The sequence below is a fragment of the Streptomyces sp. NPDC002004 genome, assembly GCF_053593975.1.
Window position 1 is genome coordinate 35,900 of the sequence record NZ_JBSFDP010000005.1, and the last position, 19,652, is coordinate 55,551.

At 73.9% G+C, this 19,652-nt stretch carries 19 protein-coding genes; 11 read left to right on the forward strand and 8 right to left on the reverse strand.

Annotation, left to right across the window (positions count from 1 at the left end; genetic code table 11):
• Nucleotides 1-67: 67 nt before the first annotated feature.
• Genes ACWCP6_RS10460 through ACWCP6_RS10480 form a run of 5 tightly spaced genes read left to right on the forward strand, consistent with a single transcriptional unit; the run spans nt 68 to nt 4,471 of the window.
• A complete protein-coding gene (locus tag ACWCP6_RS10460; RefSeq protein WP_450931979.1) occupies nt 68-1,384 on the forward strand; it encodes an MFS transporter in 1,317 nt (438 codons plus the stop codon).
• Entirely contained in the window at nt 1,381-2,211 is an 831-nt protein-coding gene (locus tag ACWCP6_RS10465) for a putative hydro-lyase (protein ID WP_450931980.1), read from the forward strand. Before ACWCP6_RS10460 ends, ACWCP6_RS10465 begins: the two co-directional genes overlap by 4 nt.
• Nucleotides 2,212-2,238: 27 nt before the next feature.
• The gene (locus ACWCP6_RS10470) at nt 2,239-3,003 is read left to right on the forward strand and encodes a LamB/YcsF family protein (RefSeq protein ID WP_450931981.1); all 765 of its coding nucleotides are present in this window, start codon (nt 2,239-2,241) and stop codon (nt 3,001-3,003) included.
• Entirely contained in the window at nt 3,000-3,617 is a 618-nt protein-coding gene (gene pxpB, locus ACWCP6_RS10475; protein WP_450931982.1) for a 5-oxoprolinase subunit PxpB, read from the forward strand. Before ACWCP6_RS10470 ends, pxpB begins: the two co-directional genes overlap by 4 nt.
• Nucleotides 3,614-4,471, forward strand: coding sequence for a 5-oxoprolinase subunit C family protein (locus tag ACWCP6_RS10480; protein ID WP_450931983.1), 858 nt, complete (start codon nt 3,614-3,616; stop codon nt 4,469-4,471). The genes pxpB and ACWCP6_RS10480 overlap by 4 nt, the downstream gene beginning before the upstream one ends.
• Nucleotides 4,472-4,564: 93 nt before the next feature.
• Here ACWCP6_RS10480 and ACWCP6_RS10485 read toward each other — a convergent pair whose 3' ends face one another.
• The 5 genes from ACWCP6_RS10485 to ACWCP6_RS10505 all read right to left on the reverse strand — a co-directional run bounded on the left by ACWCP6_RS10485 (nt 4,565) and on the right by ACWCP6_RS10505 (nt 10,288).
• Nucleotides 4,565-5,416, reverse strand: coding sequence for an SGNH/GDSL hydrolase family protein (locus ACWCP6_RS10485; RefSeq protein ID WP_450931984.1), 852 nt, complete (start codon nt 5,414-5,416; stop codon nt 4,565-4,567).
• The gene (locus ACWCP6_RS10490; RefSeq protein WP_450931985.1) at nt 5,413-6,609 is read right to left on the reverse strand and encodes a glycosyltransferase; all 1,197 of its coding nucleotides are present in this window, start codon (nt 6,607-6,609) and stop codon (nt 5,413-5,415) included. The genes ACWCP6_RS10485 and ACWCP6_RS10490 overlap by 4 nt, the downstream gene beginning before the upstream one ends.
• Nucleotides 6,606-7,730, reverse strand: coding sequence for a glycosyltransferase family 4 protein (locus tag ACWCP6_RS10495; protein WP_450931986.1), 1,125 nt, complete (start codon nt 7,728-7,730; stop codon nt 6,606-6,608). Before ACWCP6_RS10495 ends, ACWCP6_RS10490 begins: the two co-directional genes overlap by 4 nt.
• A gap of 438 nt (nt 7,731-8,168) precedes the next feature.
• Nucleotides 8,169-9,593 (reverse strand): HEAT repeat domain-containing protein, encoded by a 1,425-nt coding sequence (locus tag ACWCP6_RS10500; RefSeq protein ID WP_450931987.1) that lies wholly within the window; start codon nt 9,591-9,593, stop codon nt 8,169-8,171.
• Between the two features lie 302 nt (nt 9,594-9,895).
• A complete protein-coding gene (locus ACWCP6_RS10505; RefSeq protein WP_450931988.1) occupies nt 9,896-10,288 on the reverse strand; it encodes an ankyrin repeat domain-containing protein in 393 nt (130 codons plus the stop codon).
• 330 nt (nt 10,289-10,618) lie between these two features.
• On the opposite strand from ACWCP6_RS10505, the gene ACWCP6_RS10510 reads away from it, so the two are divergent.
• Together ACWCP6_RS10510 and ACWCP6_RS10515 are read left to right on the forward strand one after the other, a co-directional pair.
• Nucleotides 10,619-10,813, forward strand: coding sequence for a hypothetical protein (locus ACWCP6_RS10510; RefSeq protein WP_450931989.1), 195 nt, complete (start codon nt 10,619-10,621; stop codon nt 10,811-10,813).
• A gap of 40 nt (nt 10,814-10,853) precedes the next feature.
• On the forward strand, nt 10,854-12,488 hold the full coding sequence (locus tag ACWCP6_RS10515) for a hypothetical protein (RefSeq protein ID WP_450931990.1): 1,635 nt from the start codon (nt 10,854-10,856) through the stop codon (nt 12,486-12,488).
• Nucleotides 12,489-12,708: 220 nt separating this feature from the next.
• Here the strand turns inward: ACWCP6_RS10515 and ACWCP6_RS10520 are convergent, their stop codons facing one another.
• The gene (locus ACWCP6_RS10520; RefSeq protein WP_450931991.1) at nt 12,709-14,208 is read right to left on the reverse strand and encodes an SCO1417 family MocR-like transcription factor; all 1,500 of its coding nucleotides are present in this window, start codon (nt 14,206-14,208) and stop codon (nt 12,709-12,711) included.
• Nucleotides 14,209-14,324: 116 nt separating this feature from the next.
• Between ACWCP6_RS10520 and yczE the strand changes: the two genes are divergently transcribed.
• The 4 genes from yczE to ACWCP6_RS10540 all read left to right on the forward strand — a co-directional run bounded on the left by yczE (nt 14,325) and on the right by ACWCP6_RS10540 (nt 17,820).
• On the forward strand, nt 14,325-15,017 hold the full coding sequence (gene yczE / locus ACWCP6_RS10525) for a membrane protein YczE (protein WP_450931992.1): 693 nt from the start codon (nt 14,325-14,327) through the stop codon (nt 15,015-15,017).
• Nucleotides 15,014-15,781, forward strand: a complete 768-nt coding sequence (locus ACWCP6_RS10530) for a glycerophosphodiester phosphodiesterase (protein ID WP_450931993.1) — start codon at nt 15,014-15,016, stop codon at nt 15,779-15,781. Before yczE ends, ACWCP6_RS10530 begins: the two co-directional genes overlap by 4 nt.
• Nucleotides 15,782-15,828: 47 nt before the next feature.
• Complete coding sequence (locus ACWCP6_RS10535) at nt 15,829-17,190, forward strand: MFS transporter (RefSeq protein WP_450931994.1); 1,362 nt, start codon at nt 15,829-15,831, stop codon at nt 17,188-17,190.
• A gap of 255 nt (nt 17,191-17,445) precedes the next feature.
• Nucleotides 17,446-17,820 (forward strand): RNA polymerase-binding protein RbpA, encoded by a 375-nt coding sequence (locus tag ACWCP6_RS10540; RefSeq protein WP_003977404.1) that lies wholly within the window; start codon nt 17,446-17,448, stop codon nt 17,818-17,820.
• Nucleotides 17,821-18,098: 278 nt separating this feature from the next.
• On the opposite strand, the gene fxsA is transcribed toward ACWCP6_RS10540, so the two are convergent.
• Together fxsA and ACWCP6_RS10550 are read right to left on the reverse strand one after the other, a co-directional pair.
• Nucleotides 18,099-18,674 carry an FxsA family membrane protein gene (gene fxsA, locus ACWCP6_RS10545; RefSeq protein WP_450931995.1) on the reverse strand — a complete coding sequence of 192 codons (576 nt, stop codon included), beginning with the start codon at nt 18,672-18,674 and terminating at the stop codon, nt 18,099-18,101.
• A gap of 83 nt (nt 18,675-18,757) precedes the next feature.
• The gene (locus ACWCP6_RS10550; RefSeq protein WP_450931996.1) at nt 18,758-19,567 is read right to left on the reverse strand and encodes a polyprenol monophosphomannose synthase; all 810 of its coding nucleotides are present in this window, start codon (nt 19,565-19,567) and stop codon (nt 18,758-18,760) included.
• Between the last annotated feature and the right edge of the window lie 85 nt (nt 19,568-19,652).

Consider the following 19,652-nt stretch of genomic DNA (forward strand, 5'->3'; position numbering starts at 1 on the left):
GATCGTTCAACGATCCTCTACCTTGTCGGGTGTTCGCAAGCACCCTCCCCCCTTCTGCGAGGTGCCCATGAGCACAACCCCTCCGCCCCGATCCCTGGCGGACCACGCCCCACCCTCCGGTGGACTGCGCGGTGACGACGGGCCGTTCGGCTGGCTGCGCGCCCTCGGACCGCGCGGGCGCCGCGCCTTCGCGGGCGCCTTCGGCGGCTATGCGCTCGACTCGTACGACTACTTCACGCTGCCGCTGAGCATGGTGGCGCTCTCGGCCTACTTCGGCCTGAGCAGCGGCCAGACCGGGCTGATCACGACGGTCACCCTCGCCGTGTCGGCGGTCGGCGGCGCCGTCGCCGGAATCGTCGCGGACCGGATAGGCCGGGTGAGGGCCCTGCTCATCACGGTCGTCACGTACGCCGTGTTCACGGTGGCCTGCGGCTTCGCGCCCAGCTACGAGATGCTGCTCGTCTTCCGCGCCCTCCAGGGACTGGGCTTCGGCGGGGAGTGGGCGGTCGGCGCGGTCCTGGTCGCCGAGTACGCCACGGCCCGGCACCGGGGCCGCACCCTCGGGGCGGTCCAGAGCTCGTGGGCGGTGGGCTGGGCTCTGGCCGCGGTCGTCTACACGCTCGTCTTCCAGTTCCTGGACGAGGACATCGCGTGGCGCGTGATGTTCTGGACCGGCGCCCTCCCGGCCCTCCTGATCGTCTGGGTGCGACGCCGGGTGCAGGACGCCCCGGAGGCGGCCGAGCAGCGGGCGGCGAGCACCGACAAGGGCTCCTTCGCGGCGATCTTCAGGCCGGGCACGGCCGCCGCACCCGGTCTGCTGCGCACCACCGTCTTCGCGGTCCTGCTGTCGACGGGCGTCCAGGGCGGCTACTACACACTCGCCACCTGGGTGCCCACCTACCTCAAGACCGAGCGGCACCTGTCCGTGGTCGGCACGGGGAGCTATCTCACGCTCCTGATCTCGGGCGCCTTCATCGGCTATCTGACGGGCGGCCACCTCACGGACGTCCTCGGACGCAAGCGCAACATCGCCCTGTTCGCCTTCCTGTCCGCGGCCGCGATCCTCGCGTACACGCACATCCCGAGCGGCGCCGACACCCTCCTCCTCGTCCTCGGCTTCCCGCTGGGCTTCTGCATGTCGGCGATCTTCAGCGGATTCGGGTCGTTCCTGAGCGAGCTGTATCCGGCGGCGGTCCGGGGCACGGGCCAGGGCTTCACGTACAACACGGGACGTGCCGTCGGTGCGCTCTTCCCCACGCTGGTCGGTTTCCTGGCCGACAGCTGGGGTGTCGGCGGGGCTCTGGTGTTCGGCGCCATCGGCTACGGGCTCGCCGTGGTGGCGCTGCTCGGCCTGCCGGAGACCCGCGGCAGGGAGCTGCTGTGAGCGCCACGACGGAGCGCACGAAGGGACCCGCGGCGGAGCCGACGGCCGCCACGCGCGCGTGCAGCCCCGCGCAGGCGCGGGCGCGCTTCCGCGCGGGACTGTCGACGCCGACCGCCGGCTGGGCGGCAGGCCACACCCAGGCCAACCTGATCGCGGTGCCCGCCGACTGGGCCTACGACATGCTCCTGTTCTGCCAGCGCAATCCGAAGCCGTGCCCCGTACTGGACGTGACGGACGCGGGAGCCTGGACCACTCCCCTGGCGACCGGCGCCGATCTGCGCACGGATCTGCCTCGCTACCGGGTGTGGGAGCACGGCGAACTCGTCGACGAACCCACCGACGTCCTCGCCCACTGGCGCGGCGACCTCGTGTCGTTCCTCATCGGGTGCAGCTTCACCTTCGAGTGGGCGCTCACCGAGGCAGGGGTGCCGATGCGCCACATCGAGCAGGGACGCAACGTCTCGATGTACGTGACCAACCGTCCCTGCCGTCCCGCCGGCCGGCTGCACGGGCCCATGGTCGTCTCGATGCGCCCGGTCCCGCCCGAGCACCTCGGGACGGCCATCCGGGAGAGCTCCCTGCTGCCCGCGGTGCACGGCAGCCCCGTGCACTGCGGCGACCCGGCCGGGCTCGGCGTCACCGATCTCGACCGCCCCGACTTCGGCGATCCGGTGGCCGCGCACCCGGACGACATCCCGGTGTTCTGGGCCTGCGGTGTGACGCCCCAGGCAGCGGTGATGGCCTCGCGCCCGCCGTTCGCGATCACCCATGCGCCCGGGCAGATGTTCCTCACCGACGCCCGCGACGAGCAGTACCGCGTGGCCTGACCGCCCGACCAGGAGAACCGAATACCCATGACCTCGCTCCCGATCGACCTCAACGCCGACCTCGGGGAGGGCTTCGGCCGCTGGCGCCTCACCGACGACGAGGAGCTGCTGTCCGTCGTCACGAGCGCCAACGTCGCCTGCGGCTTCCACGCGGGGGACGCGGCCACCATGCGACGCGTCTGCGCGCGGGCGGCCGAACGCGGCGTACGCATCGGCGCCCAGGTCTCCTACCGCGACCTGGCGGGATTCGGACGCCGCGCGATGGACGTGCCCGCCGACGAGCTGGCCGCCGAAGTGGCCTACCAGATCGGCGCCCTGGAGGTCTTCGCGCGCGCGGCCGGCACCCGCGTGTCCTATGTGAAACCGCACGGGGCCCTCTACAACAGGGTGGTCCATGACGAGGAGCAGGCACATGCGGTCGTCGAGGGCGTCCTCGTCGCCGACGGCTCACTGCCCGTGCTGGGCCTGCCCGGGTCGCGGTTCCTGGACGTCGCGGCCGAGGCCGGACTGCCGGTGGTGCACGAGGCGTTCGCGGACCGGGCGTACACCGAGGAGGGAACCCTCGTGCCGCGCGGCACGGAGGGCGCCCTGGTCACCGACCCGGAGTCGGTCGTCGAAAGGTCGGTCGGTCTCGCACGGTTCGGCCGGGTCACGTCGCTGAACGGGCAGCCGCTGGCGCTGCGGGCCCGCTCGCTGTGCCTGCACGGCGACACCCCCGGCGCGGTCGGCCTGGCCCGGCGGGTCCGGGCGCGGTTGGAGGAGGCCGGGGTCCGCGTGGCGGCGTTCGCATGAGGGTTCTTCCCGTCGGTGAGCGGGCCCTGCTCGTCGAACTGGCCGACGGCGAAGGGGCGCAGGCGCTGCACGCCGAGGTGCTGCGCCGCCGCGCGTCGGGGGAGCTGCGCGTACGCGAGGTGGTGCCGGCCGCCCGGACGGTGCTCCTCGACGGCCTCGACGACCCCCGGGCCGTCGCTTCCCTGCTGCCCTCCTGGGACGTGCCGACGCAGCCCCCGCGCGCGGGGGACGTCGTGGAGATCCCGGTGCGCTATGACGGTCCGGACCTCGCCGACGTCGCGGCGCTGTGGGGCGTGTCCGAGGACGACGTGGTGCGGATCCACTCGGCGGCCGAATTCCGGGTCGCCTTCTGCGGATTCGCGCCCGGTTTCGGCTATCTGACGGGCCTGCCCGCCCGCCGCCACGTCCCACGCAGGGCGACACCGCGCACCGCCGTCCCCGCGGGCTCCGTCGCGCTCGCGGGCCCGTACACCGGTGTGTATCCGCGGTCGTCGCCGGGCGGCTGGCAGCTGATCGGCACCACCGATGCGGTGCTGTGGGACCCGGCGCGGGTGCCCGCCGCGCTGCTGGCACCGGGGGCGGCCGTCCGTTTCGTACCGGAGGGGCGGCCATGACCGACCGTGCGCTGGCCGTCGTACGGGCGGGGGCGCTGACGACCGTGCAGGACCGGGGGCGGCCCGGTCACGCCCACCTCGGGGTGCCCCGCTCCGGCGCCCTCGACGGGCCGGCCGCCGCCCTCGTCAACCGGCTGGTCGGCAACCCGCCGGACGCGGCCGTCCTGGAGACGACGCTCACCGGCTGTGCGGTGCGGCCGCGCTGTGCGGTGACCGTCGCGGTCGGCGGGGCACCGAGTTCCGTGACCGTGGACGGGCGGCCGGTGGCCTGGGGCGCGCCCGTCGCGGTGCCCGCGGGGGCCGTGCTCGACGTCGGCCCCGCCGTGCACGGAGTGCGCGGATACGTCGCGTTCGCGGGCGGAGTGGCCGTCGAACCGGTCCTGGGCAGCCGCGCCACCGATCTTCTGTCGGGCCTCGGACCGACGCCCCTGACCGACGGTGCCGTGCTGCCCCTCGGCCCGGTCGTGGGTCCCCGGGCCTGTCTGGACGTCGCTCCGCAGCCCGCCCCTCCCCGGGAACTCGTCCTGCGGGTCACGCTCGGACCGCGGCACGCGTGGTTCACGGACTCGGCCCTGCGCACGCTGACCACCCGCGCGTACCGGGTGTCGGCGGCGAGCAACCGTATCGGCCTGCGCACGGAGGGACCGCCCCTGGAGCGTGCGGTCCCCGGGGAACTCCCCAGTGAGGGCATGGTCCTGGGCGCGGTCCAGGTACCCCCGGACGGACGGCCCGTGGTGTTCCTCGCGGACCACCCGACGACCGGGGGGTACCCGGTGGTGGCGGTCGTCCGCGAGGCGGACCTGGCGGCGGCCGCGCAGGCGGTTCCGGGGACACCCGTGCGGTTCGTGCGCTGACCGCCCGCGTCGCACACGGTCGCCCGCAGGGGCGACCTGCGGGCGGCGCCGGCCGTACCGCGTGCCGGGGACGGCAGCCGGCCCCGCGCGTGCTCATGCCGCGTCCGGTGTCCCCGTCGGCAGGGCCGCCAGCGCCGCGGCCACGGCGTGCGAGGCCCGCAGGTCCAGCCGGGCACTGGTCCCCCACGCCCGGTGGCGCACCTCGTCCGCGGCCAGCGTGGCGAGCTGCGGCAGCAGGTCGGTGCAGCGCCGCACCACCCACCCCGTACCGGCGGTGGCGAGCCACAGCAGGCTCGCCGCCCGCGTGGGCGGCGGGAGTTGCGGCTCGGACGGGACGGGGTCGCCCACCGCGAATCCGGCGTCGGCGAGAGCCGCCTGGAAGCGCAGGGCAAGCACCCGGTGCCCGCGCTCGCCCGGGTGGAGCCGGTCGGCGCTCCACATGGCCCGGTCGGTGACCCAGTCGCCCTCGGCGGCATGCAGATGGACCGCGCCGTGGCGCTCGGAGAGCGCGTGCACCACGGTGTTGACGGCCCGCTGACGCCGGGCGAGCGGCCTGGCCAGGGTGCCGGGCAGCCCCAGCATCGCGCCCGGGTCCGGGAGGCAGGCGGTGAGCAGCACGGCGCCCCGGGCGGTGAAGGCGCCGTAGACGCGGTCGAGCCGGGCGGCCACGGAGTGGATGTCGAAGGTGCAGCGCAGGGTGTCGTTGACCCCGACGACGACCGAGACGAGGTCCGGGCTCAGGTCCAGGGCGGCGGGGGTCTGGTTCTCCAGCACCTCCCGGGTCTGTGCGCCGCTGACCGAGAGGTTGTGGAACAGCACCTCGGCGTCGGGGCGGGCGAGCCCGTCGGCGAGCAGTGCGGCCCAGCCGCGCCACCCGTCGCCGACGGGGTCCCCCACACCTTCGCTGAGCGAGTCCCCCAGCGCGACGAACCGGACGGTTCTCATGCGGCACGCTCCGGGCGCACCGGCGCGGAAGCGGCCTGCGGCCCGGGCCCGGCCGCCCGGCTCACCAGGACCTCCGTGTCGTGGGCCCGCAGGAACCCCTCCACCGCGGCGCCCCACCCGAAGCACTCGGCACGCGCGCGTGCCGCCTCGCGCCGCGCCGCCGCGGGGCGTTCCAGGACCTCCAGGACCGCGTCGGCGAAGGCCGCCCCGCTGTCCGCGGCCGTGGCGCCGCTCGCGCCGACGATCTCCGGCAGTGCGGACGACGCGCTGGCGACGACCGGCGTGCCGCACGCCATGGCCTCCAGGGCGGCGAGACCGAAGGTCTCGGCGGGGCCGGGAGCCAGGCAGACGTCGGCCGTGGCCTGGAGCGCGGCGAGAGCCTCCCGGTCGCGCACATGCCCCAGGAAGGTCACCGGGAGCCGCCGCTCCGTGGCCCGCTGTTCGAGCCGGGCGCGCAGCGGGCCGTCGCCCGCGGCGACGAGCTGCGCCCGCACACCGCGCCGGCGCAGCTCCTCCACTGCGTCCAGCGCCGTGCCGGGGCGCTTCTCGACGGACATCCGGGAGCACATCATGAGCAGCACCTCGTCCCCGCGCGCGTACGTCCCGCGCAGGCCCGGGTCCCCCAGGCCCGGGTGGCGGTCCGTCAGGTCCACACCCAGGGGGGCGCGTACGACGTTGCGGGCCCCGATGCGGACGAACTCGCGCTCGGCCCACTCGGTGGTGCACACGACGCGTGTGTACGCCCGCGCGGTGCGGGTGTTGAGCGCGTCGGCGGCCCGCTGCGCGACCGCCTCGGGCAGGCCCCAGGTGCGCAGCACGCCGTGTGCGGTCTCGTGCGAGACCATCACGGCGGGGACGCGTGCGCGGCGGGCCCATTCCCCGGTCCACCGCAGCGTGGTGCGGTCGGAGACCTCCAGGCGGTCGGGCGCGAGACGGTCCAGGAGCCGGGCGACGCGCCGCCGGTCGGTGAGCGCGCGGTAGCCGCCGGTGCCGGGCAGCAGCGGTCCGGGGAGGGTGATCACCCGGCCCTGTTCGGTGTCACGGTCGGTCATGTGCGGTCCGGGCACGACGAGCACGGGTTCGTGCCCGGCGGCGCGGTACCCGGCGCCCAGTTCGCGCAGCGCGGTGCGCAGTCCGCCCGACGCGGGCGCGACGAAGTTCGCGAGCCGCACGATCCTCATCGGGCCGCTCATGCCGCCACCGCCGTCCGCGCGGCGAGGACGTCGGCGTAGTGGCCGAGGAGCCGGTCGCCGACGGCCTCCCAGGTGCGGCCCTCGACGGTGGTCCGGCCCGCGGCCCCGTAAGCGGTGCGCAGCGCCGGGTCGGCGGCCAGGGTACGGACGGCCTCGCGGACGGCGTGCTCGTCGCGGGGCGGCACGAGCAGCCCGGTGCGGCGGTGGTCCACCAGGTCCAGCGGTCCGCCCGCGGCGGGCGCGACGACGGGGACGCCGCTCGCCATGGCCTCCTGCACGGTCTGACAGAAGGTCTCGAACGGCCCGGTGTGCACGAAGACGTCCAGCGAGGCGAAGATCCGGGCGAGTTCGTCGCCGGTGCGGCGGCCCAGGAAGACGGCGCCGGGCAGGGCGTCGCGCAGCCCGTCGCCGCTGGGGCCGTCGCCCACGACGACGACGCGGACGCCGTCCAGGCCGCAGGCCCCGGCGAGGAGTTCGACGTGCTTCTCGGGGGCCAGCCGGCCCACGTATCCCACGATGACCTCCCCGTTCGGGGCGAGTTCACGGCGCAGAGCAGGGTCACGCAGCTCGGGGCGGAAGCGTTTGGTGTCCACGCCGCGGGGCCAGAGCCGCAGCCGGGGCACCCCGTGCTCCTCCAGGTCGCGCAGAGCGGCGGTGGAGGGGGCGAGGGTGCGGTCGGCAGCGGCGTGGACGCTGCGGATACGCCGCCAGGCGGCGGCTTCGCCGGCTCCCATGTAGGTGCGGGCGTATCCGGCGAGGTCGGTCTGGTAGACGGCGACGGCGGGGATGCCGAGCCGGGAGGCCGCGGCCATACCGCGGACACCCAGGACGAAGGGGCTGGCGAGGTGCACGAGGTCGGCCTGGTGGGAGATCAGGGCCGCGGCCAGGCGGCGGCTCGGCAGAGCGACTCTGACCTGGGGGTATCCGGGGAGCGGGAGGGAGGGGACCCGGACCACGGGGCAGGGCGCGGAGGCGTCCGTGCCCGCCCCGGGTGCGGTGGCCGGGGCGACGACGAGCGGGTCGTGACCGCGTGCGACGAGGTGCCGGGCGGTCTGCAGGGCGCAGTGGGCCACGCCGTTGACATCGGGCGGGAAGGATTCGGTGACGAGGACGACACGCATACCGGTGTTGTCGTCGCGCCGGACGTGGCCTCGTCAACGTGGATCTTTCCGGACGAGGAACGTCCCATGAGCGTTCCGTCGTCTTCCGGCCAAACGGCGGGGACGTCCGCCGCACGGATGGTGGAGGCGCACCGCGGCATCCCGGTGCGCCTCCCGACGAAGAGCTCCCCGCAGCGGTCTGCGTCGCGGGTCGAGCCGGCGCCGCGGGGCGGACGGGGCTCCTGCCGGGTTTGCCGGAATGCGGGGCGGTGCCGGGCCGATCGCGGCCGCCTCCCGTCGGGGGGAGCGGGGGCACCCCGGGAATCCGTCGGGCCGGCCCTCGGGGGGAGCCGGCACCGGAAGCCACCGGTCGGCCCGGAGCCGTCCGCGGGCCCTGGGGCGTCCCTGGAGCTCGTACCGGACCCGCGGGCCCGGTACGCCCCGCCAGGACGCCCCCCGTTACTGGGCCGCCGGCGCGTCGGGCCCGACCATCCGGCTCCGTACCGCCGTCTGCACCTCGTCCTCCTCGGCCGGGTCCGCGGCCAGCCTGCGCAGCCGGTCGACCACGCGCGCATCGCCCGTCTCGGCATGCCGCGCGGCGACCTCGCGGGTGGATTCCTCGCAGTCCCACAGGCATTCGACGGCGAAGCCCGCGGCGAACGAGGGGGCGGTGGCGGCGAGGGCCCGGGCGGCACGGCCCCGCAGATGGGACGAGGCGGTCTCTCGGTAGATGTGCCGCAGTACGGGCGCCGCGCACGCGATGCCGAGCCGTCCGGCTCCGTCGACGAGGGTCCACAGCGTCGGCGCGTCGGGTCCCTCGCCCCGGACCGCCTCGCGCAGGGCGCCCAGCACCAGGTCGCGGTCCTGTGCGCCGCCGCGGCAGGCGAGGACGCGTCCGGCGGCGGCGCCGAGCGCGTCGGGCCGGTGGGCCCAGCCGCGCGCCCGGTCGACGGCGGCGACGCTGCGCATGCGTTCGAAGGCGTCGAGCGCGGCGTCGACGACGACGGCGGAGGGGGCCGACACGGCGGCCTCGATGAGGTCGAGCACCTCGGGGTCCTGGGTGTCCGCGAGGTAGCGCAGGGCGGTGCAGCGGGCGCCGTCGCCGCCGTCCCGGGCGGCCGCGACGATCTCCGGACGGTCCTCGGGTCCCGCTACGGCGGTGAGGCAGCGGGCGGCGGGGACGTGCAGCTGGGCGCCGCGGTCGAGGCCCTGCTGGGCCCAGTCGAAGACGGCGGCGACGCTCCAGCCGGGTCGCGGCCCGGTGGGGCGGAGCTGGCGCTGCCAGCGGTCGAATGAGCCCCGTTCGCCGGCGGCCCGCACCCGGGTGCCGACGGACGGGCGTGGATCGTCGGCCCACAACCGCCAGGGCCGCGGCTCGAAGGCGTCGCGCACGGCCGTGGCGAGGGCGGCGTCGCCCTCGGGGTTCTCGGGGAATCTGCCGAGGACGGGAACGGCGAGGGCGCGCAGTCCGGCGTCGTCGTCGCGCAGCGCCAGCTCGTCCAGGGCCCAGGCCCAGTTGGAGCCGGACGCCGCGTACCGCCGGAGCAGTTCCAGCGCGTCGCGCCTGCCGTACGAAGCGAGGTGGCCGAGGACGGAAAGGGCGAGGCCGGTGCGGTTCTCGTCGGTGTCGAGGGCGTCCTCGGGCTCGAACAGGTGCCGCTCGATCTCGCCGAGACCACCGTGCAGGTCCAGGAAGAGCCGGGCGTAGTACAGGGAGCGGTTCTCCACCTGCCAGTCGTGGCGGGGATCGCGCAGCACACAGTGGTTCAGGGCCGCGAGGGCCTCGGGCCGTGGTGCGGTGAGCGCATGCAGCGTGCCATCGCCGCGGCCCCTCTGGAGCAGGCCCAGCAGCGTGCCGCTGGGCGCTATGACCGGATCGAACATGGGAAACAGCCTCACATCAAGCGTCGACGCAACCGGGGATCGTGTGCACTACCTGGTCGCGCGACAACACGTCGGGGCACCCGTCGTCCGCTGCTCGTTGTAGACCATTTTCCTGCCTCTCGTCGGTGGCCCGCGTCGGGCCGGTCACGGGCCGCGCGGTGCGGCAACACCTGCCCAGCCGTCGCGTCCGTGAATCACGACGTCATGATGACCCAGCGGTTCTTCCCGCCGCGACCACATTTCGCGCGACCCGTCGCCCTGCCTGGTTCAACCCCCGTTCCCCCTGGTCAGCGGCGCTCCGGTCAGTGAGCGCCGAACAGCTCCAGCAGCTCGTGCCTGCCGAACATCCGGGCCGTGTCGACGGCGGACGGGGTTCCCGCCGCGGGGTCGGCGCCCCCGTCGACGAGGGCTCGGATCACCGCCTCCTCGCCCTTGAAGACGGCCCCCGCGAGGGGCGTCTGGCCACGGTCGTTGGCGCGGTCGGCATCGGCGCCGCGCTCCAGGAGGGCGCGAACGGCGTCGGCGTGGCCGTGGTACGCGGCGAGCATGACGAGGGAGTCGCCCCTGTCGTTCGTGAGATTCGCCGGAACACCTGCGTCCAGATACGCGGCGAGCGCTTCGGCGTCGCCCTGCCGCGCCAGGTCGAAGACCTTGGAGGCCAGCTCCACGACCTCCGGGTCGGGGGCTTCGCTCATCGCCGCAACCGCCTTTCCTTGCAGGTGGCCGCCCCTATGCGCGCTGTTCGCGCCGGGTGCGGCCGTACGAGTGAATCGACAGAGTACTGCCCTGCCGTACACACGGCGGGCCCCGTCCGCGGCAAGGATCGTCCGAGCGCCACGGGCCCGCCCGGACAGCGGCACGGACCGGACGGGCACGGCGCCCGGCGGACCGGAAGAGCCGGGCAGGCCTTCTAGTCGGGTGAAAACGTCAGAATTTCACCCATTTGCACCTTTTATCGTATGGATACATTCTGTGAGCCTGGAAGAACTCATGGTGACTGTCCCCCACCGACCAGGAGAAACCCCATGATCCTCTCCATGTCAGGCGTCGTGCTGCTCGGCATCATCGTCTTCCTGTTCTTCCGCAAGGACGGACTCAAGGGCTCGCACGCGACCGTCTGCGCGCTGTTCGGCTTCTACCTCGCGAGCACCGCCATCGCTCCGAGCATCAAGGCCGGCGGGGAGAGCCTCGCCAGCCTCATCGGCGGCATCAAGTTCTGACCGCATCAGCCCCCGTCGTACACACCTTCAGGAGACAGACGTGGCCCGGCGCCCCCTTCCCCGCATTCTGAGCAACGGCAGCGCGCAGCTCGCCCGAGGCCGGGAGCTCGCACGGACGGCGGCCGACAGCGCCACCGATGTCCTCCATCCGCTCATCACGATCAGTCGTGGACTGCGCCGGCTGGCAGCCGTCGGGCGGCGCAAGTGGGCCGAGACGCCGAAGGACCGGCGCGGGCCGCTGCTGTTCCTGGCGGCCTCCGTGCTGCTGATCGTGACGCTGCTGCCGTACGGACCGTCGCTCGCCCTCATCGCGCTGATGGGGGCGGCGGCCTGGATGGGGCGGGAGCGCACCCCGGCGGCACCCGAGGGGCCGGACGAGTCCCAGGTGCAACGGCTGCGATCGCTGTACGAGGCGCTCGTGCCGTTCTTCTCCGTCCCGGAGGACCCGACTCCGCTGTACGCACACGGCGGCGAGTGGGAGAAGGCCTTCGGGGCCTACGAATTCGACCGCACCGGGCGGATCTCGCTGCTCGTCGTGCGCTATCCCGCGTACTTCATGGACGGCGAGGGCACGGAGCGGGCCCGCATCGAGCACTTGCTGCGCGCCAAGTCGGGGCGGGGACGCGAGTACCACTTCACATGGGACGAGGAGGGCAACGAGCTCACCGTGGCGGTGCTGGCGCCCCTGCCCACCGACATCGCGGCACAGCGGTTCGTGACGGCGCCCGGCGAGACCGTGCTCGGGTTCACCGACGCGACCGGGGTGCAGCGGACCCTGCCCGTGCTCGGCGACGACGGCCCGCGCGATGTGCCGCCGGTCGTGTGGCGCACGGGGCCGCGGTCCACGGAACCGCATCTGCTGGCCGTCGGACAGCCCGGCACCGGCACCTCGACGCTGCTGCGGTCCATCGCCCTCCAGGCTCTCCAGCACGGCGACGTGCTGGTCGTGGAGGGCACCGGGAGCGGTGAGTACGCGTGTCTGACCGGCCGGCGCGGGGTGCTCGCCGTCGAGTGCGGGCTCGCCGGGGCGCTGGCCAGCCTGGAGTGGGCGGCGCACGAGACGGAGCGCCGGCTGATCGCGGCGAACCGGGCCCGGCAGGCGGGGCACCCGCCGCCGGACGACACCCGGCGGCCGCTGTGGATCCTGCTGGACAGGCCGAGCGTCCTCGGGCATCTGGCCGCGGCGGACGGACGCCGGGACCCGCAGGCCTCGCTCCAGGTGCCGCTGCGGCACGGGCGGGCGGCGAACGTGACGGTCGTCGTCGCCGAACAGTTCGACGGTCTGGGCTCGCTGAGCGACGCCGTGCTCCAGCACACCCGGGCGCGGGTCGTGCTCGGCGGCGTCTCGCCCGAGCACGCGGAGGCGGTGCTGGGCACGGCGCCGAACACGACGGCCGCCGTGGACACGCCGGCCGGCCGCGGGTACGCCCGGCTGGGCACCGGAGCCGTCCACCGGATCCAGGTGCCGGCCACGCCGGATCCGTACGACGACGCCACGTCCGAGGCGCACCGGAGGGCAGTACTCGACCTGCTGCCGGAGCGCTCCGGCAGCACCGCCCCGACGCAGACGGACCCGGTGCTCGAGGCCGCGCCGGAGTTCGTGGAGGCCGAGCCGGCCGGCGCCGGCCAGTCGCGTGAGACCACGCCGATGCGTGCGGTGGCCGCCGAGGGCTGACCCCGCCGGGCCCCCGGCCGCGTTCCCTCCGGGCGTACCCGGCCGAGCGGCTCGCGGACCGGGGGACCAGGTGTCCGGGATCCCCCGCGAGGGGCGGGAGGATGTCCCACCCGAACCGCCACCGGCTCCCCGGCCCCGTGACAGGCCCGCTCGCCGTACGGCGGGCGGGTCTCGCCGTACGGCGGGACCCGGCGCCGTCGCCCGACGGGGCCCCCGGTGGCTACGCCACGAACGTCCGGGGCGGCTCCCCCGACCCGTTCGCGCCGCCCTCGACGAGACGGGCGGCCGCCGCGAGGCGGGTCGCCGCCTCCTCGGCCACGGCTCCGCCGACCGTGAACGGCAGCCGCACATAGCCCTCGAAGGCGCCGTCGACGCCGAAGCGGGGACCGGATGGGACCCGGACACCGACGCGCTCGCCGACCTCGGCGAGCCGCGAACCGGACAGTCCGCCGGTGCGGACCCAGAGGGTCAGCCCGCCCGCGGGGACCTCGAACTCCCAGCCGGGCAGCTCCCGCCGCACCGCGGCGACCAGCTCGTCACGGTTCTGCCGCGCCTGCTCGCGCCGCATGTCGACGGCCTTCTCCCAGCCCCCGCCCGAGAGCAGCCAGTTGACCGCCAGCTGCTCCAGCACCGGGGTGCCCAGGTCGGCGTAGGCGCGTGCGGCGACCAGGCTGCGGATCACATCGGGAGCGGCCCGCACCCATCCGATCCGCATGCCCGCCCAGAACGCCTTGCTGGCCGAGCCGACCGTGATCACCGTCGACCCGGCGGGGTCGAATCCGCAGACGGGCCGCGGCATCTCCAGGCCGGGGTCGAGGTGCAGCTCGCTCATGGTCTCGTCCGCGACGAGCACGGTGCCCGCGGAACGCGCGGCCTCGACCAGCCGGCGCCGCTGGTCCTCGTCGGCGAGGGCGCCCGTGGGGTTGTGGAAGTCGGCGACCACGTAGGCGAGGCGCGGTGCCGCCTCGCGCAGCACCTGGCGCCAGCGGTCCAGGTCCCAGCCGCTCAGCCCCTCGGCCATGGCGACGGGCACCAGCCGGGCCCCCGCCTCGCGCATCAGCTGGAGGATGTTGGCATAGCTCGGCGACTCCACGGCGATCCGTTCGCCGCGTCCGGCGAAGAGATGACAGATGGCGTCGATCGCCCCCATCGCCCCGGTGGTGACCATGATCTGTTCCGGCATGGTCGGGATGCCGCGCGCGGTGTAGCGCTCGGCGAGCATCTCCCGCAGGGCAGGGAGCCCCGCCGGGTAGTCGCCGTGCGTGTGCGCATAGGGCGCGATCTCCTCCAGAGCGCCCTGGACGGCCCGGGTGAGCCAGGGTTCGGGTGCGGGCAGCGCCGCGCAGCCGAGGTCGATCATGGAGCCGAGGGCCTCGGGCGGCAGCGGTTCGAGGCCTCGCGCGGGCAGCGGGTTCCCGGCGGGCACGGAGGTCCAACTGCCCGCGCCCCGACGGGACTCCAGGAACCCTTCGGACCGCAGCTCCTCGTACGCGGCGGCCACGGTCGTACGGCTGACCGCGAGCGCAAGGGCGAGCTCCCGCTCGGCGGGCAGCCGGGCGGCGACGGGGACCCGGCCTTCGAGCACGAGCAGCCGGATGCCGTCGGCGAGCGCACGGTAGGCGGGCGGGCGCCGGGTACCCGGGCCCGCCGGGCGGGCCTGCTGCGAGTTGAGGAGCCGCGCCAGCTGAGCCGAGCCGACCGCCGAAGTCCACTGGGCCATTGCGTCCAGTCCACCTTCCCCGAATTGGCCATGGATGGCTCTAGTTTCCAAGCCACAGAGTGACATGGCCAGGGCCACTACCACCATATGGGGGGACCATCTTGTCCACGACGTCCATGTCCGATGCAGGTGAGATCCCCGTGACACGGGCGGCGCCGCCGGCCACCCGCAGGCTCGCACGCCGGCTCCTCCAGCTCTACCTCGGGCTGGCCCTGTACGGCGTGAGTTCCGCGCTCCTGGTGGAGGCGGGGCTCGGCCTGGAGCCCTGGGGCGTACTGCACCAGGGTCTGGCGAGGCTGACGGGGCTGACCATAGGGGTCGTGTCGATCGTCGTCGGCGCCGCGGTGCTGCTGCTGTGGATCCCGCTGCGCCAGCGTCCCGGGCTCGGGACGGTGTGCAACGTGTTCGTGGTCGGTGTCGCGATGGACGGCACCCTCGCCGTCGTCCCGGGCCTGCACGCATTCGCCGTGCGGATTCCCCTGATGGCCGCGGCGATCGTGCTGAACGGCGCGGCGACCGGCCTCTACATCGCCGCACGCTTCGGCCCCGGCCCACGCGACGGTCTGATGACCGGACTGCACCGGCGCACGGGCCGCTCGATCCGTCTGGTGCGCACAGCGATCGAGCTGGCCGTCGTGGGGACGGGCTTCGCACTCGGCGGCACCCTCGGCGTCGGCACCGTCCTGTACGCGCTCGCCATCGGCCCGCTCGCCCAGCTCTTCCTGCGCCTCTTCGCCGTCCGGCCTGCACCGTCGCGCAGCACCGTGGTTGCCGGTGGGTCACCCGTTCGGGCGATACTGCGGCCGTGACCACGCAACGACGCCACCCCTATCTCGACCACCCGGGCCCGCTGGCCTTCGCCCACCGCGGCGGCGCCGCCGACGGCCTGGAGAACACGGTGGCCGCCTTCCGGCGGGCGGTCGACGCGGGCTACCGCTACATGGAGACGGACGTGCACCTGACGGCCGACGGCCGGCTCGTCGCGTTCCACGACGAGACGCTCGACCGGGTCACCGACGCGTCCGGCCGGATCGCCGACCTCCCGTGGTCCGAGGTGGAGCAGGCGCGCGTGGCGGGCACCGAAGGGGTGCCACTCTTCGAGGAGCTCCTCGAAGCGTTCCCCGACGTCCGCTGGAACATCGACGTCAAGGCCGAACCCGCGCTGCTCCCGCTTCTCGACCTGATGCGCCGCACGGACACCTGGGACCGGATCTGCGTCGGCTCGTTCTCCGAGGACCGGGTGGCCCGCGCGCAGCGCATCGCCGGGCCCCGGCTCGCGACCTCGTACGGCACCCGGGGCGTCGTGGGCCTGCGCCTGCGGTCGTACGGCGTACCGTTCCCGCTGCGCTCCTCCGCGGTCTGCGCACAGGTTCCCGAGGTCCAGTCGGGCATCCGGGTGGTCGACCGCCGCTTCGTGCGTGCCGCCCACGCGCGGGGGCTTCAGGTCCATGTGTGGACGGTGAACGAGGAAAAGCGGATGCACCGGCTCCTCGACCTCGGTGTTGATGGCATCATGACCGACCACATCGACACGCTGCGGGCGGTGCTGAAGGACCGGGGCACCTGGGTCTGAGGGCCGCCACGCGCGCGGGGGCGTTCAACGGGGAAGCGAGGGCACGGGTGGGGACCGACACCGTGCGGGCACGGACAGAGGCCGGCGACGAGACGGCCGAGCGGCGGCGCGAACAACGCGGCTGGTACTTCTACGACTGGGCGTGCTCCGTCTACTCGACGAGCGTCCTGACGGTGTTCCTGGGCCCCTACCTCACGGCGGTCGCCGAGTCGGCCGCCGACCCGGAGGGCTACGTCCATCCGCTGGGCGTGCCCGTCCGCGCGGGCTCGTTCTTCGCGTACTCCGTGTCCGCGTCGGTGATCCTGTCGATCCTGGTGATGCCGCTCGCGGGCGCCGCCGCCGACCGCACGGGCCGCAAGAAGCCGCTGCTCGGCGCCGCCGCCTACGTGGGTGCGGCCGCGACCACGGGCATGTTCTTCCTGAACGGCGACCGCTATCTGCTGGGCGGCCTGCTGCTGATCGTCGCGAACGCCTCGCTCGCCGTCTCGATGGTCCTCTACAACTCCTATCTGCCGCAGATCGCACCGCCCGAGGAACGGGACGCGGTGTCGTCCAAGGGCTGGGCCTTCGGATACGGGGCCGGATCCAGCATGCTGCTGGCGAATCTGCTGCTGTTCACCGCCCACGACACCTTCGGGGTCTCGCAGGGCACGGCGGTGCGGATCTGTCTCGCGTCGGCGGGCCTGTGGTGGGGCGCGTTCACCCTGGTGCCGCTGCGACGGCTGAGGGACCGGGGCCGGCCCGCGGCGAGCGGGGACGCACCGACGGCCGCGGGCTGGCGGCAGCTCGCGGCGACCGTGCGGGACATGCGCCGCCACCCGCTCACGCTCTCCTTCCTGCTGGCCTACCTCATCTACAACGACGGCATCCAGACCGTGATCTCGCAGGCGTCCGTCTACGGTTCCCAGGAGCTGGGGCTCAGCCAGTCGACGCTCATCGTGGCGGTGCTGCTGGTGCAGGTCCTGGCAGTGGTCGGAGCCCTCGGCATGGGCCGCCTGGCCCGGATCTACGGCGCGCAGCGCACGATCCTCGGCTCGCTCGTCGCCTGGACGCTGACCCTCGGGGCGGGGTACTTCCTGCCTGCCGGTGCGCCGGTCGGGTTCTTCGTGCTGGCCGGCGGGATCGGGCTGGTGCTCGGCGGCTCCCAGGCCCTGTCGCGCTCGCTCTTCTCGCATCTGGTGCCGCCGGGCAAGGAGGCGGAGTACTTCTCGGCGTACGAGATGAGCGACCGGGGGATGTCCTGGCTGGGGCCGCTGCTCTTCGGCCTGACCTACCAGCTGACCGGGAGCTACCGCGACGCGATCATCTCGCTGGTGGCCTTCTTCGTGATCGGATTCGCCCTGCTCGCGAGGGTTCCGGTGCGGCGCGCGGTGCGCGACGCGGGCAACCCCGTTCCGGACCGGATTTAACAACTGGGGCCAAAGGCCGGTAGTGTACGCCTTTGGCCTGCCAGGCGTACCGTTACTGCGCGCCAAAGTACGATCAGCGTTGGGTGACATCTCCTGCCAGATGTGACAAACCGGGCGTCGGTGGGTAGAACAAGGGGCGGCTACGACGGCGACGCATGACCCGGAACGGGAATCTTTACCGCCGACCGGACGTTGACCGGATGACGACGACAGCGACACCTGTCCTGTGGGCGACAAGCCCGGGAGGCACGATTCATGAGTGAGCGAGCTCTTCGCGGCACGCGCCTCGTGGTGACCAGCTACGAGACGGACCGCGGCATCGACCTGGCCCCGCGCCAGGCCGTGGAGTACGCATGCGAGAAGGGGCACCGCTTCGAGATGCCCTTCTCGGTCGAGGCGGAGATCCCGCCGGAGTGGGAGTGCAAGGTCTGCGGGGCCCAGGCACTCCTGGTAGATGGCGACGGTCCCGAGGAGAAGAAGGCGAAGCCCGCCCGAACGCATTGGGACATGCTCATGGAGCGGCGCACCCGTGAGGAGCTCGAAGAGGTCCTCGAGGAGCGTCTTGCCGTCCTGCGTTCCGGCGCCATGAACATCGCCGTACATCCGCGGGACAGCCGCAAGTCCGCATAGCCCCCTTTCCGGGGCCGGGCGGCATACGTCAATACCGCGGGCGCCGCACACTTCGTGTGTGCGGCGCCCGCGGTTTTTCACGTCTCCGCCGTGCCGTCGGCGTTCCGTGCCGGCCGGTTGTCCGCCGACTGCAGCAGAGCGGCTGCGGTGCATCCGGTCGTCCCCCGGCCGGAGCATGGCTGCTGCGGCACGCGACGCGGTGCCGTGCCGCATTCCCAGGGCCCGGGGAACGTGATTCCCGGGGCCCCCGGCCGGCCGGGCCCCGGTGCGACGCTCCGCTACGGGTTCAGCGGCGGCCGAGAATCGGCCTCGCGCCATGCCGGCGGTGCGTCGTCGCGGATGACCTCACCCTGGACGACCTTCCCGTCGGGACGGTGGATGCGTGCCTGCTGGAAGGCGTTGCCCAGCGTGCCCGGCGAGGCGCCCCGCATCCCGCGCTCGACGGCGCGCCCGGTGAACCGCCCCGCCACCGCGCGCACCGGCGGCAGGAGCAGCAGCAGACCGAACAGGTCCGAGATCAGCCCCGGAATCATCAGGAGCAGTCCGGCCAGCATCAGCAGGCCGTTGCCCTCGCCCTGTCCACCGCTCTCGGGGGCCGTGCCCCGCTGCTGCGCCTGGAGGGTCTCCGTCAGGTTCCGGAAGGCCCGGCGCCCGGCCCGCTTGATCACGGCGGCGCCGCCGACACCCCCGGCGACCAGCAGCAGGAAGACGGTCGGCCCGCCGGCCGCATGTGCCACCAGGGTCAGCAGCCAGATCTCCAGCACCAGCCACGCGGCGATGCCGAGCGGCAGGAACGTACGGACACGGGATCGGGGGCGGGGCTGGGGGCGGACGGAGGATGCGCCAGTCGTCATGCTCCCAGTGTGCCTGGCTCCGTCTCAGTGCCGCGTAAGCAGGTGCTCGTCCCGGCCGGGCGGGGAGCCCGTGCGGCGTGCGGTCAGGTGCGCTTGTGCCCGAGCAGCCGGCCCGCCCGCTCCCCCACGCCCCAGGCCGTGACCCTCCACAGGGCCTCGACCACGATGTCGCGGTTCATCTTGGAGTCGCCGCGCTCGCGCTCGACGAAGGTGATCGGCACCTCGACGACGTGGTAGCCCGCCCTGACCGCGCGGCGCGCCAGGTCGACCTGGAAGCAGTACCCCTGCGAGGCGACCTCGTCGAGGCCGAGCCCCTCGAGGGTCTCGCGCCGGAAGGCGCGGTAGCCGCCGGTGACGTCGCGCACGGGTACGTCGAGCATCAGCCGCGAGTAGGTGCTGCCGCCGCGCGAGAGGAACTCGCGGTACTTGGGCCAGTTCACGATGCGCCCGCCGGGCACCCAGCGGGAGCCGAGCACCAGGTCGGCGGTCTTGAGCGCGGTCAGCAGCCGCGGCAGCTCCTCGGGCTGGTGGGAGCCGTCGGCGTCCATCTCGACGAGCACGCCGTAGCCGTTCTCCATGCCCCAGCGGAAGCCCGCCAGGTAGGCCGCGCCGAGGCCTTCCTTGCCCTTGCGGTGCAGGACGTGCACATGGTCGTCGCCGACGGACAGCTCGTCGGCGAGCTTGCCGGTGCCGTCGGGGCTGTTGTCGTCCGCGACGAGGACGTGCGCCTCCGGGACTGAGGTGCGCACCCGGCCGACGATCTGCTTGATGTTCTCCGCCTCGTTGTAGGTCGGGATGATCACCAAGGTCGTGCCGAGCGGGCCGAACTGCCTCGTCCGGGTCTCTCCCGCCGAGGCCGTGGAAGCCGCGGGGGTCCCGTCGCCGTCGTTCACTGCTGCCCCTTCATGTCGTACGCAGAGCACCACCATAGTGGCCACGGCCTGCGGTGTTGCCGCGGCACGACGGGAACGGCCGACG

Bases quoted from the DNA above. Each gene is read 5' to 3' on its own strand.
- ACWCP6_RS10490 (WP_450931985.1), bottom strand. From the start codon at position 6,609: ATGAGCGGCCCGATGAGGATCGTGCGGCTCGCGAACTTCGTCGCGCCC.
- fxsA (WP_450931995.1), bottom strand. From the start codon at position 18,674: ATGACGACTGGCGCATCCTCCGTCCGCCCCCAGCCCCGCCCCCGATCC.
- ACWCP6_RS10495 (WP_450931986.1), bottom strand. From the start codon at position 7,730: ATGCGTGTCGTCCTCGTCACCGAATCCTTCCCGCCCGATGTCAACGGC.
- ACWCP6_RS10520 (WP_450931991.1), bottom strand. From the start codon at position 14,208: ATGGCCCAGTGGACTTCGGCGGTCGGCTCGGCTCAGCTGGCGCGGCTC.
- ACWCP6_RS10500 (WP_450931987.1), bottom strand. From the start codon at position 9,593: ATGTTCGATCCGGTCATAGCGCCCAGCGGCACGCTGCTGGGCCTGCTC.
- ACWCP6_RS10485 (WP_450931984.1), bottom strand. From the start codon at position 5,416: ATGAGAACCGTCCGGTTCGTCGCGCTGGGGGACTCGCTCAGCGAAGGT.
- yczE (WP_450931992.1), top strand. From the start codon at position 14,325: ATGTCCGATGCAGGTGAGATCCCCGTGACACGGGCGGCGCCGCCGGCC.
- ACWCP6_RS10470 (WP_450931981.1), top strand. From the start codon at position 2,239: ATGACCTCGCTCCCGATCGACCTCAACGCCGACCTCGGGGAGGGCTTC.
- ACWCP6_RS10540 (WP_003977404.1), top strand. From the start codon at position 17,446: ATGAGTGAGCGAGCTCTTCGCGGCACGCGCCTCGTGGTGACCAGCTAC.
- ACWCP6_RS10505 (WP_450931988.1), bottom strand. From the start codon at position 10,288: ATGAGCGAAGCCCCCGACCCGGAGGTCGTGGAGCTGGCCTCCAAGGTC.
- ACWCP6_RS10480 (WP_450931983.1), top strand. From the start codon at position 3,614: ATGACCGACCGTGCGCTGGCCGTCGTACGGGCGGGGGCGCTGACGACC.
- pxpB (WP_450931982.1), top strand. From the start codon at position 3,000: ATGAGGGTTCTTCCCGTCGGTGAGCGGGCCCTGCTCGTCGAACTGGCC.
- ACWCP6_RS10460 (WP_450931979.1), top strand. From the start codon at position 68: ATGAGCACAACCCCTCCGCCCCGATCCCTGGCGGACCACGCCCCACCC.
- ACWCP6_RS10510 (WP_450931989.1), top strand. From the start codon at position 10,619: ATGATCCTCTCCATGTCAGGCGTCGTGCTGCTCGGCATCATCGTCTTC.